At 53.4% G+C, this 12,716-nt stretch carries 11 protein-coding genes and 1 pseudogene; 5 read left to right on the plus strand and 7 right to left on the minus strand.

The features are described 5' to 3' along the window. The first annotated feature begins 6 nt into the window (after positions 1-6). A complete protein-coding gene (locus tag Q1A69_RS09350; RefSeq protein ID WP_299584428.1) occupies positions 7-2,061 on the plus strand; it encodes a S9 family peptidase in 2,055 nt (684 codons plus the stop codon). A 111-nt stretch (positions 2,062-2,172) separates the two neighbouring features. Further along, complete coding sequence (locus Q1A69_RS09355; protein WP_299584430.1) at positions 2,173-4,128, plus strand: prolyl oligopeptidase family serine peptidase; 1,956 nt, start codon at positions 2,173-2,175, stop codon at positions 4,126-4,128. A 73-nt stretch (positions 4,129-4,201) separates the two neighbouring features. Here the strand turns inward: Q1A69_RS09355 and Q1A69_RS09360 are convergent, their stop codons facing one another. From Q1A69_RS09360 to Q1A69_RS09370, 3 genes are all read right to left on the minus strand, one after another. Continuing rightward, complete coding sequence (locus tag Q1A69_RS09360; RefSeq protein ID WP_299584432.1) at positions 4,202-4,579, minus strand: hypothetical protein; 378 nt, start codon at positions 4,577-4,579, stop codon at positions 4,202-4,204. A gap of 6 nt (positions 4,580-4,585) precedes the next feature. Next, positions 4,586-5,137, minus strand: a complete 552-nt coding sequence (locus tag Q1A69_RS09365) for a flavodoxin (RefSeq protein WP_299584434.1) — start codon at positions 5,135-5,137, stop codon at positions 4,586-4,588. Between the two features lie 213 nt (positions 5,138-5,350). Then, entirely contained in the window at positions 5,351-5,818 is a 468-nt protein-coding gene (locus Q1A69_RS09370; protein WP_299584436.1) for a Spy/CpxP family protein refolding chaperone, read from the minus strand. Positions 5,819-5,986: 168 nt separating this feature from the next. On the opposite strand from Q1A69_RS09370, the gene Q1A69_RS09375 reads away from it, so the two are divergent. From Q1A69_RS09375 to Q1A69_RS09385, 3 genes are all read left to right on the plus strand, one after another. Continuing rightward, positions 5,987-6,691 (plus strand): response regulator transcription factor, encoded by a 705-nt coding sequence (locus tag Q1A69_RS09375; protein WP_299584438.1) that lies wholly within the window; start codon positions 5,987-5,989, stop codon positions 6,689-6,691. An 11-nt stretch (positions 6,692-6,702) separates the two neighbouring features. Then, complete coding sequence (locus tag Q1A69_RS09380; protein WP_299584440.1) at positions 6,703-8,079, plus strand: ATP-binding protein; 1,377 nt, start codon at positions 6,703-6,705, stop codon at positions 8,077-8,079. A 90-nt stretch (positions 8,080-8,169) separates the two neighbouring features. Beyond that, the gene (locus tag Q1A69_RS09385) at positions 8,170-8,886 is read left to right on the plus strand and encodes an SRPBCC family protein (protein ID WP_299584442.1); all 717 of its coding nucleotides are present in this window, start codon (positions 8,170-8,172) and stop codon (positions 8,884-8,886) included. 83 nt (positions 8,887-8,969) lie between these two features. On the opposite strand, the gene rluB is transcribed toward Q1A69_RS09385, so the two are convergent. From rluB to Q1A69_RS09405, 4 genes and pseudogenes are all read right to left on the minus strand, one after another. Then, entirely contained in the window at positions 8,970-9,827 is an 858-nt protein-coding gene (gene rluB / locus Q1A69_RS09390) for a 23S rRNA pseudouridine(2605) synthase RluB (RefSeq protein WP_299584444.1), read from the minus strand. After that, entirely contained in the window at positions 9,824-10,963 is a 1,140-nt protein-coding gene (gene scpB, locus Q1A69_RS09395) for an SMC-Scp complex subunit ScpB (protein ID WP_299584446.1), read from the minus strand. The genes rluB and scpB overlap by 4 nt, the downstream gene beginning before the upstream one ends. A 176-nt stretch (positions 10,964-11,139) precedes the next feature. Continuing rightward, positions 11,140-11,916, minus strand: a pseudogene (locus Q1A69_RS09400) (ScpA family protein); the annotation flags it as partial. A 159-nt stretch (positions 11,917-12,075) separates the two neighbouring features. Beyond that, positions 12,076-12,699: an L-threonylcarbamoyladenylate synthase gene (locus tag Q1A69_RS09405; RefSeq protein WP_299584448.1), complete on the minus strand. Its 624-nt coding sequence runs from the start codon at positions 12,697-12,699 to the stop codon at positions 12,076-12,078. Between the last annotated feature and the right edge of the window lie 17 nt (positions 12,700-12,716).

Genomic DNA, 12,716 nt, shown 5'->3' on the forward strand with positions numbered 1-12,716 from the left:
CAGATAATGAACAGACTATTGAAAATAGCCGCGGCGATATTTATCGCCAGTCCTGCCCTCGCTGAAGAGCAACCCACTAACTTCAGCTATGAGGATGTATTTAATCTCGAGTATGTCAGCGACCCTCAGTTCAGTAATGACGGGAAAAATATTTACTACGTTCGCAACTCCATGAATAAGATGGCGGACAACAAACGGGCAAACCTGTGGCGTATCAGTGCCGACGGCAAGGACCACCGCCCACTGACCTCGGGGGACTACTCTGATTATTCGCCGCGCCTATCCCCGGACGGTAAGACAATTGCCTTTATCAGTTCCCGCAGTGGCAGCCCCCAGATCCACCTATTGTGGCTCGACAACGGCCAAAATCTGCAGATCTCCCACCTGCCAAAATCCCCTTCCAATATTCAGTGGTCACGAGACGGCAAACAAATTGCCTTCACCATGTTTGTGCCCGAGAGCAAACCTCTGCCTGTTGAACTACCCGGTGCCCCCGAGGGCGCCAAGTGGGCAAAACCACCCCAGTTTATCGACCGCAGTATTTATCGTGCGGACGGCATGGGTTATCTCAAGCAGGGGTACACCCAGGTATTTGTCATCCCCCGTGAGGGCGGTACACCGCGTCAGCTCACTAGTGGTCCATTCGATCACAACAGCAGTCTCGCCTGGAGTAAAAATAACGAGGCGATTTATTTCTCCGCAAACCGCCACCCCGATCACGAGATCGAGTTGATGAACTCTGAAATCTATAGAGTGGATCTCAAGGATGGCGGCATTGAGCAGATCACCGAAAGGTTTGGACCCGATCATCACCCGCAGATTTCTCCCGATGGTAAAAAACTTGCCTACCTGGGATTCGAGGATCAACGGCTCGGATACCAGCAACACAGCCTGCGTATCATCAACCTCGACAGTGGCGAGTCCCGCAAAGTACAAACCGCTAAAGACCGCAGTATCTCCAGCTACCACTGGCTTGGCGATAGTAAGCGCATCGCTTACAGCTATGACGATCAGGGCTCCACAAAAATTGCCATTAAAAAAATGGGTGGCAGTGACACTGTAGTCGCCAGTGATGCCGGCGGTCTATCGCTAGGGCGGCCCTACTCCGGCACGCACTTTGCCACATCCAAACGCGGGGATATTGCCTACACACAAACCAATCCACAACACCCCGCAGAATTGGCTCTGGCCCGAGGCGGTAAAGTAAAAACACTAACCAGTCTCAACCATGACTTGATACCACTGCGCAACATGGCCCAAGTGGAAGAGATCAATTACAAGTCCACTTTTGATGGCCGCAATATACAGGGCTGGGTCGCTTACCCACCCAACTTCGACCCGAAGAAAAAGTATCCCCTGCTGTTGGAAATTCACGGCGGCCCCTTCTCCAATTATGGCCCGCGATTTGCTACTGAAGTACAGTTATTCGCCGCTGCCGGCTATGTGGTCCTCTATACCAATCCAAGAGGTTCCACCAGCTACGGACATGAATTTGCCAACCTGATTCACCACAATTACCCGAGCCAGGATTACGATGACTTGATGGCTGGTGTTGATACAGTAATTGATCAGGGGTTTATCAATGAAGAACAACTATTTGTGACCGGCGGTAGCGGAGGCGGCACCCTCACAGCCTGGATCATTGGCAAGACTGATCGATTCCGGGCAGCGGTGGTCGCCAAACCTGTAATTAATTGGGAGAGCTTTGTGCTTACCGCAGATTACTCCAGATTCTTTACGAAATACTGGTTCTCAGGTATGCCCTGGGAAAAACCGGAGGAATATCGCCGCCGCTCACCCCTCACTTATGTGGGCAATGTCACTACACCAACCATGCTGCTTACCGGAGAGGAGGATTACCGCACACCCATGTCTGAAACAGAGCAGTTTTACCAGGCACTGAAGTTGAACGATGTGGAAGCCGCGATGGTGCGTATCCCTGGCGCCTCTCATAGTATTGCCGCGAGGCCCAGCCAGATGATTGCGAAAGTGGCTTCTATTTTGTACTGGTTTGATCAGTATAAGCCGGATAGAGAGACTGAAGACTTAGTAAGCAAATAATTTATCTTTACTGACCTTTTAATTGATGGGCGCCCCCACTAGGCGTCCACACTATTTTATTCATTTCCATTGTCATTCATAATAGAAAAATCAATGACAAGGATTCTAGTGATGCGCAAGCTGTTATTTCTTTTTTTCCTGTGGCCCTCTCTCGCACTTTCTGGGCAAGTTAGCTTGTCCGACTTAGTACGGCATACAGATATACAAGAAGTAAAAATTTCTCCAACTGGTACCCATTTAGCCATTAAAAAATTATACGAGGGAGAGAAAATACTGGTTTTTATGTCGATCACCCCTCTGAAGATCACTGGCCTTCTGCGCTTTAGAGGCAAAGAGGAAGTCGGCGATTTCTACTGGGCTAACAATGAAAGGATTGTTACTGAAGTCGTATCAAGGAAAGCGGCTTTAGAGACACCAATATTTTATGGCTCACTATTTGCCATCAACTATGATGGCACTAAAGGCAAGAATATATTCGGGCACTTAGCGGGAGAGCGCCAAGTCGGATCTCGCTTAAAAAGGGCTGAGTCCACATATGCCCACCCAACAATCATTGACACCCTCCCTAAAGAAAAAAATAAAATTTTGATCTCCACCTCTCCCTGGGCTAGGGACTGGGAAACAAGAGGAGAAATCCTCGAAGTAAACATTTATAATGGCGTACAAAAAAGAATAACAGGACTTCCGCAGGTAGGACGCGCCCACACTGACAGAAATGGAAATTTAATCTTCGCCACCGGTAGCAACAAAAATGGTGAACGCGAGCTTTACAAGAAATCTAAAATGGGATGGGAAAAACTTGAGAACTCCATTTTAAATCGTAGCTGGCCAAGGGGAGGCAATCTAGAAACAGGAGATTTCTATTTTGAAATAGACCGCACTAACGATACGGAGCAACTAGTTAAATTTAACACCAAAACAAACGAATTAACTCAAATATTTTCCCACGACATTTCCGACATTACCGCGGTGATTTACCACCCCAAAAGTGATAAACCCATCGGAGTTTACCTGCACCCCGACTACCCTGAGGAGTACTTTTTTGATGAGGGCGATGGGTTTGCAGCTTATTTCCGTGGTTTAAAAAAGGCTTTTGAGGGCTACAGAATCAACTTTACCAGCTTCACCAATGATGGCTCTTTAGGAATATTAAAAGTTTATGGAGACCGACTCCCAGGGGATTATTTCTTAGCAAATTTGAAGACTAAGAAAGTAGACTTTCTATTATCATCATCAGAATGGCTTGCCCCTGAAACTCTAAACTCAATGCGAGCTGAGTCATTCGTCACCACGGGCAACATGAGAATAGGCACCTATCTGACTTTCCCGAAAGAACAAACTAAAAATCTGCCTATGGTAGTAGTACCACATGGAGGCCCCCATGCCCGTGACTACTGGGGATATGACCAAGAAGCACAAATACTTTCCCAAAATGGCTACTTGGTTCTCCAGGTAAACTTTCGTGGCTCAACAGGATACGGCGACCACTTTTACACTGCCGGAGAGCAAGAGTGGGGAGGAAAAATTCAAAAGGATATAGCCGACGCCGTTCATTGGGCAGTAGAAAAAGGCTATGCAGATCCAAGAAAAGTTTGTATTTACGGTGCCAGCTTTGGGGGCTACTCTGCCCTAATGAACCCGATCAGATATCCAGACCTGTATAAATGTGCGGCTGGCTATGTGGGTGTTTATGACTTGGAGATGATGTACAAGAAAGGGGATATCAAGCGTCGTGATAGAGGGTTAGCCTACCTTAATAGGGAACTGAGTAAAGATAAGAACTTCTTAAAGGAAAACTCTCCAATCCACAACACCGATAAACTCAACATTCCCTTGTTTATTATTCACGGTGAGAAAGATGAGCGTGTACCTGTTGAACATGCTGAGGAGCTACTGAAAAAACTTGAAAAAGAAGGGAAGCCTGCAAAAAGCCTTATTGTTGCCAACGAAGGGCACGGATTTTATAGCGAGGAGAACAAGATGAAGCTTTATACCGAACTGCTAGCTTTTCTTGATAAGCACATCGGTATTGGGTCAGTAGAAAAACAGCCAGCTGTGAACGAGTAATAAGCTAATACCACCCCGGACTTTCCAGCACCAGTTGAGCTACCAACTGGTGCTTTCACAAAGAAACGACCTTTTAGTGGAGCTGTCCTGAAGCCTGGGAGGGCTCCTCAACTGAACTCACTGGCTCATCTAAGCCATGTGACAGTACAAAATAATAAATCACCTGCAGCTGCCCGTGGATTTCTGTCATCAGATCGAAGTTATACTCCCCCCTTTCCCCTGGGCCCACTTGTACAGACACAATATGTGAGGGTTCAATAAAGAACTCCGCTACCGGGCGTTTGCCGCGCATCACCTGTACTAGCAATGTACGGGTATCCTCCTCTGCAAAGCGCCAATAATAGTCATCATCATCATAAACGACGCTCTCCGGGGTGCCGGCCCGGAGTATGCAATTGGGATGTTCAGTCAGCCAGGGCCAAAATTCTTTGAAAGGAATAGTCTGCTGCATGAAGCGTTAGTCATCCAGCTCGGTTACACTGCCGGCACCACCATCGATGGCAAACTCCTCGGCTATCTGTTGACACCAGCGATTGAGGCGTTCAGCCGTCAACTCTTCCTGCTGGTCTTCATCGATTGCGAGGCCCATAAATTTGCCCTCCCCCGCAATCTCCGCTTTGGAGGCCTCAAATTCATAGCCTTCCGTGGACCACAAGCCGACAATGGTCGCCCCTTGCTCGACAATCACATCGTGCAACATACCCATGGCGTCGAGGAAATAATCGCCGTAGCCGAACTGGTCGCCCAGACCAAACAGAGCCACAGTCTTACCGCTGAAGTCGATTTCCCGCACATCCTCCCAGAACTCTTCCCAGTCGGATTGAATCTGGCCAAAGTCCCAAGTCGGGATACCAAAAATCAAATTTTGATAGTTGGCGATCTCCAATTGGGTCACATCGGCTACATCAAACAGATCTACCCGATCTTCCCCCAGGCGGGTGCGGATGCGCAGGGCTACAGATTCGGTGTTGCCTTCGTCGCTGCCATAAAACAAGCCGATTTTGCTCACAGTTATTCCTCTTCGCCCAAATCGGGCCACACTAGATACCTATTGGCGGGGCGGCGTATTCTCCCAGCAAAGGCGGGGCGCGGCAAGCTGGCTCGGGTGGACTGGGAACATAAAAAAGCCCCCGACTAGCGGGGGCAAAGGGTTATGAGCCGAGCGGACCTCTGGGGAAGGGTACGCCCGACAGATCGCACAAGGAGTCTGCGATAGTGGGGATCAGGAATCGGATGTGCGTCGCTCAAGACGCTCCTCACGCCATTTCATGTGGCGCTCTTTGCGCTTCTCTTTCAACGTTTCAAATTTGGCTTTCTGTTCATCGGTAAGAATCGCCTCGAACTGCTGGCGTATCTGGAAGTGGTTTTGCATTTTCTGTACTTCCAGCTTGCCCAACTCAGTACCAAGCTGGTCTAGTGTGGCCTGGTCGGCGCCACTCTCCATCGCGGCGCGGATTTGCTTACGCAACGCACGTAACTGCTCGCGCTGGGCAATTTTGCTGTCGCTGTTACTCTCCCGGTTGGCTTTCAACTGCGCCTTTTGCCCCTCGGTCAAGCCCAGTTCACGCGCCATATGCTCAAAACCGCGCTTGTGGTGCCCTTCGCCCCCCCCAAATGCCATGGATGCTGCAGGGACCGCCATCACCCCGGCCAAAGCCAAGCTACCTAGTACTACTTTCCAGTTCTTCATCACTCCATCCTCTCGTTTGCATTCAGTGAATTCATAGTAAGTCTGGCCAGTGTAAACAGGGGCAAACCCCGGTAAACATTTGTTAAGAACAGTAAAAAGCCCAAGAGGCTGCGATAACTAGCGCCAATGCTTTGCATATAATGGCCTCACAGCAACTGAGAGAACGCCATGAGCCGCATCCTCCTGATCGACGACGACACAGAATTGACCGACCTATTGAAAGAGTATCTAACCGGGGAAGGTTTTGATGTGACCGCGGCCAACGATGGTGGGCGCGGATTGGCACTGGCGCAGAGCCAGAATTTTGACGCCCTGGTACTGGATGTCATGCTGCCGGTGCACAACGGTTTTGACGTGCTGCGAAAACTGCGCGAGGAGGCCTCACCCACTGGCCGCTCCCTGCCCGTGATCATGCTCACTGCTAAGGGCGATACCGTAGACCGTATCGTAGGTCTGGAAATGGGTGCCGACGACTATCTCCCCAAGCCCTGTAACCCACGTGAACTGGCCGCGCGACTGCGCGCGATATTGCGCCGCGGTCGGGTCGAAGTGGAGGACAGCGACGACAGCCTCACCAGTGGCCAGCTGCGCCTGCTGCCGGCCGAATATCAGGCCTATTGGGCCGACCAGGCCCTATCCCTCACTGGCGCCGAATTTTCAGTTCTCAAAGTGCTGATTCAAAACGCCGGCGATGTGGTCGGTAAAGAGGTACTAACCGAGAGCGCACTGGGACGCAAGTTGATGCCCTACGACCGCTCCATCGATGTTCACGTCAGCAATATTCGCAAAAAGCTCGCGGATAAAGGCGCCAGCCGCGACTTGATTATCAATATTCGCGGCGCCGGCTATATGCTCACCCAGGCCAAGCAGTAGGTAGTTTCAAAATGCGCAGCCTCTTCTGGAAGATGTTTTTTGGCGCGTGGATTACCGCCATGGTGATGGTGGTCGCCGCCATTTACATTACCCACTTTGGCGAATTCGGCGATCCCCGCCAGGAGGAGCGCTGGGAGGGACCCGCATTATTTCGTGAAGTGATGCGCAATATGCGCATCGCCCGCCGCCACGGGCCCGAGCAGTTTCAGCACTGGCTAGAACGCGCGCCAAAGAAAGTCAAACGAAGGGTCTACGCCGTGGACAGTGAAGGCAATGACCTGCTCAGGCGGTCACTGCCAGAAAATATGATGCCGCTGATCAACAGCCTCGACTACCGAAACCGTGAGGCTCACATGCTGGTAGACAACAAGCCCACGGTAGGTTTCTTCCTCCCAATGCGCACCGGGGATCCCCTGCGTATCACCCTGGTTGCCGGGGATAGTAAGGAGGGCCTGTTACTGCGATTTTTATGGCGCAACTTCTGGCCCATGCTATTGCTCTCCATGATTACCTCCGGGATCGCCTGCTACTGGCTCGCCAGCTATTTGAGCCGCCCCCTTGAGCAGCTCCGCGCCGCCACAAAACGGGTCGCAGCCGGCGAGCTGGACTATCGAGTTGCCCCCAGCCTGCACACCCGCAACGATGAGCTCACTGATCTGGCCCTGGATTTCGACTCCATGACTGCTCAACTACAGGAATCGATGTCCGAACAGCGCCGTCTGATCAAGGATGTCTCTCACGAGCTTCGCTCACCCCTGGCGCGACTGCAGGTAGCGCTCGCCATCGCTCGTCAGAAACAAGTCATGGGACTGGACAAGGAGCTGGATAAAATCGGTAAAGCGGCGGACTACCTGGAAGACATTATCGCCGATGTGCTGTCCTTGCCGGTTAGCAGCCAGGAGCAGCGCCCACTGGACGATGTAGTAGAGCTGAACAGTCTGCTTAACGCACTGCTCGACGATCTCCACATCGAAGCTGCGGAAAAACATTTGGGGTTCGATATGAGTGGCAGCGCCCAGGAACTGCTGATCGCCACCCGCGGCAGCTCCCTCACCGCAGCACTGGAGAACATCCTGCGCAACGCTATCAAGTACAGCCCGGCCAATGGATTGGTGCGACTACTGGTGCAGGAATTCACCGACACCTGCACCATCTCTGTCATCGACTCGGGTTCCGGTGTAGATGAGTCCGATCTCGAAGCCATTTTCCGCCCCTTCTACCGCACCGATAACGCCCGCACCCGCGAAAGCGGTGGCTTTGGCCTGGGACTGGCCATCGCTCAGCGGACCATACTGCACCACGGCGGCAGTATTACAGCACGTAATAGCGTCGGCGCCGGCCTTTGTGTCGAGATCAAGTTGCCGCTGATCCACCTCAGCGACGATTGAACCGCAGAGGAGCTGCTATAACCTTGACTAAAGCCAGCAATTCGCTGGCCATCGAGGTTTATGACCCCAAATTTAACAAAGGGCATGGCTATGCGCTGGATACTCTACATCCTGATTTTCCTGGTCCTATTACTCATGGCCGGGTATTTATTCCCCAGGGAGGTTTCTCTGGAGCGCAGTATTTATATCGACAGACCTCCCCAGACGGTATTTCCCTACGTTAACAACTTTCGCAAGTTTAATAGTTGGTCCCCCTGGCGGAATATCGACCCAGCCATGGAATACAAATACAGTGGCCCGGAAGCGGGCGTCGGCGCCTCCATGAGCTGGCACGGGGAAAATTCTAAAGAGGGCGGCGGGACCCAAACCATAACCGCCAGTACACCGAACTCGCTGGTGCAAACCGATTTGGATTTTGGCGACGGCAGTGAGGCCACCGCAGAATTTAAACTGCAAGAGCAAAATGGCGGCACCCAGGTAAGTTGGAGCTTCAATACCGATACCGGGGGTGGCCCGAGGGAGCGCTGGATGGGCTTGGCGATAAAAAAAATGGTGGGTGAGTCCTACGAGCAAGGACTCACAAAACTCAAGCAGCTGATGGAATCCAGTGCCAAAACCAACGAGATAAACGAGCGAAAAAATAGCGACACTACGGACTCCGTCTCCGATATTCCCTCCGATGTCGACGATGCCATGGGAGGTGGCCCCCAGGGAGTACAGTCTGAAATGCGCAACCAACAGCAGGAGGAGGCTGGAGAAACCGAGGAGAACGAAACAGGGGATCAGAAGGAAAACGAGCAGCCCTAGCGCCAAAAAAACGAGCCCTGATAAATAAAGAGGCCCGCATTACGCGGGCCTAATTTAAGACACAATGCCGTGTGGTTCACACCTCAGGATTTATTGCGTCGCTGCGCCGGTACCGGCGACTTACGCAGCTTGCGCCGCTGGCGCTCCAGGATCTGTTTTTCCCCCTGCGTCAGTGGACGCTGCCCCAGCTTGGGCAGACCGGCGGTGATGCACAGGTCATCAATCTCCCTAGGTTCCATCTCGATCCACTGGCCCACGCGTACGTGGGAGGGAATAAACACGCTGCCATAGCGCACACGCTTGAGGCGGCTCACCCGAACCCCCTGGGACTCCCACAGTCGGCGAACCTCACGGTTGCGCCCCTCCATCACCACACAGTAGAACCAGCGGTTTCTGCCCTCTCCCCCACTCTCGACAATATCGGTAAAGCGCGCGGAGCCGTCATCTAAAAGCACACCCTTAACGAGGCGCCTCTTCATCTCGTCGTCCACATCCCCCTGGATGCGCACCAAATATTCACGATCAATCACCGATGAAGGGTGCATCAGCTTGTTGGCCAGCTCGCCACTATTGGTAAATAGCAGCAGGCCGCTGGTATTGAAGTCCAGCCGGCCTACGGAAATCCAGCGGCCAGTTTTCAGCCTCGGCAGACGGTCGTAAACGGTGGGGCGCCCTTCAGGGTCGTGGCGGGAACAAATCTCCCCGACCGGCTTGTTGTAGAGAATGACCCGACAGCGATTTTCCCCTGTAGAGGGCAGGCTCTGACCGTCAAATTCAATTTGGTCCGCATCGGTAACCCGCTCGCCGAGTTCCGCTACTTTACCGTTAATCGTCACGCGGCCCGCATCGATTGCGCGCTCCATTTCACGCCGTGACCCGAGGCCGCTGCGCGCTAGTACTTTTTGCAATTTTTCGCCTGCTGGCGAGGTGCCATCACTCATGGGGTGGTGTTTTCCGCTTGCACTACATCTTGGGAATCGTCATCGACACCACTGCTTTCCCGGTCCCGCTCCTCTCGGCCGGACGCAGTCTCCGTGTCGATATCACCAAACAGGCTGCTCTTGGGCAATGCTGCCGCAATAGGGGGCGCTGGCTCCCCATCTTCGGCTTCCTGTTCAATTTCGCTTTCATTTTCTGTTTCTAGAGCTGGTTCTTCCCCGGTGACAATGACCCGAGGCTCCGTGGCAGGCAAATTTTCACCCGCCACCTGTGCCAACTCCCACGTATCTTCCAAGGCCTCTGAAGGCGCTGCATCCAATACAACGTCATCGACAGCCTGTGCTTCCATCTCAGCTTGTACCGGCCCCGCCGCTTCGAGATTATCCGCGGTCTCTGCCGCGATATCCTCGAGGGCTGCTGCAACCAGAGCATCCTCGGCCGCATCGATACTCTCTTCAGAGGAAACAACCTCTTCAGCTTCTGCTGTACTCTGATCTCCACCCGCTAGCCCGGTATCCCCCGGCGGATCTTCGCCCTCCTCGGTGAGTGCAGCGGGGACCTCCTCTGGAGAAAGGCCTTCGGCTTCGAGGATCTTATTCAGACTTTCAATATCGCGGACTTCGGCCAAAGTGGGCAGTTCATCCAGGGAAGCGAGATTAAAATAATCGAGAAAGTCCCGGGTAGTTGCATAGAGCGATGGTTTGCCCGGCACATCGCGGTGACCCACCACCTTGATCCATCCTCTATCCAGCAAGGTTCTTACGATCTGTGAGCTGACCGCTACTCCGCGAATTTCCTCGATATCACCGCGGGTCACCGGCTGGCGATAGGCGACAATCGCCAATGTTTCCAGGGTAGCGCGGGAATACCTCTGCGCTTTTTCCTCCCAAAGGCGGTTCACCCAGGGGGCTAGGTCCTCAGGCACCTGAAAGCGCCAACCACTCGCCACTTTTTTGAGCTCAAAGCCGCGCCCGTCACAACTTTGAGCAATTTCTCCGAGCGTATCGCGAAGCGTTGAGATGGAAGGGCGGTCCTCCTCATCCAGCAAGGAGAGGAGTTTATCTTCACTGAGGGGTTGTGCGGAAGCCAGCAGAGCACCTTCGAGGAGCCTGCGCAGTAATTCCGGAGCGATTGTCATCTTCTCGTTTCCAACTCTTCTTCTCTGGACGGCGCCTGCTCCACAGTGAGCGAGGCTTCATCAACCGAGGCGCTTTCAGCGACAGCGGCCCGGGCCAAATCATCCCCCTCTTCGCTACCGAAGTCACTTTCGCTATCCTCAAATTCCTCATCAACAGAATCACTGCTGTGGCTGGCCGCACGCACGTGAATAGGCCCGAAGGACTCGTTCTGTACCAGCTCCACCAGAGATTCCTTGACCAGTTCCATCACCGCAAGGAATGTCACCACGACGCCGAGACGACCCTCCTCCGCACTAAACAGGCTCACAAATGGCACAAACTGCCCGTGGCGGATACGGTCGAGCACCTGGGTCATGCGCTCGCGGGTGGAGAGCCGTTCACGTTCTACCTGGTGACTCTCAAACATATCAGCACGGCGCAATACATCCGCCAGCGCCACCAGAACCTCTTTTAGGTCCACCTCTGGGTCCGGTCGGGTGATATTGCGATCCGGCCCCTCTGCACGGGCCTGGTGGATATCGCGCCCCACTCGGGGGATCTCATCGAGATCCTCGGCAGCAGTCTTGAAGCGCTCATACTGCTGTAGGCGGCGAATCAACGCTGCGCGGGGGTCCTCGCCCTCCTCCTCTTCGGCAGCGGGGGGGCGTGGCAACAGCATGCGAGACTTGATCTCAGCCAGCATCGCCGCCATGACCAAATATTCCGCCGCCAGCTCGAAACGTATCGAGGTCATCATCTCCACATAGGTCATATACTGACGGGTGATGTCCGACACGTTAATTTCCAGGATATCCAGATTCTGACGGCGAATAAGATATAGAAGGAGATCCAGAGGCCCCTCAAAGGCCTCCAAAATGACTTCCAATGCATCCGGCGGAATAAAAAGATCCGGCGGCAGGTCGGTAAAAGCCTCCCCCAATACGAGCGCGAGCGGCTCCTCGCCGCTCTGCAGGTCTTGGTTTTCCGGGGTGTCGTCGGCAGAGGACTCGGTTTCGGTAGCCGCGACATCGGCAAGTACCTGCTCCTCCACCTCGGCTAGTAATTCTTCACTGGACACCCTGCCCCACCCTCAAAACCGCAAACAGTCGATTATACACCAGCAAGGCGCCAATCAACCCAGTATTTCATCAGCGGCACCGCAGCCCTGGCGGATCAGCTCCGGCTCCTCACCAGTAAGGTCGATCACCGTGGTTGGCTCCAAGCCACAAAAACCACCATCAATAATCAGTTCCACCTGGTGCTCCAAGGTATCGCGAATATCGTAGGGGTCGGTCAACGGCTGCTCATCGCCCGGCATAATAAGACTGCAGCTCATCAGCGGTTCGCCCACCGCCTCAATCAGCGCGAGGGTAATTGCGTTGTCGGGCACCCGAATACCAATCGTCTTGCGCTTGGGGTGGATCAGGCGGCGCGGCACCTCAGCGGTGGCCGGCATGATGAAGGTATAGGAACCGGGCGTGTGATTCTTTAGCAGGCGGAACATCTGGTTGTCCACCTTCGCATAAGTTGCCAGCTCTGACAGGTCGCGACACATCAAAGTAAAGTTGTGGTGTTTATCCAGCTGGCGCAAGGCGCGTATCCGCTCTACGGCCAGCTTTTCCCCCAAGCGGCAGCCTATCGCGTAAGCGGAGTCGGTGGGATACACAATGACCCCTCCGCTGGTGACTATATCCGCAGCCTGACTGATCAAGCGCCCCTGAGGATTTTCCGGATGAATTTGAAAGAACTGCGCCACAAAGCCCCCCAAGCTTT

Origin of the sequence: uncultured Microbulbifer sp., from assembly GCF_947498635.1 — a bacterium.
GTDB classification, from domain to species: Bacteria; Pseudomonadota; Gammaproteobacteria; order Pseudomonadales; family Cellvibrionaceae; genus Microbulbifer; species Microbulbifer echini.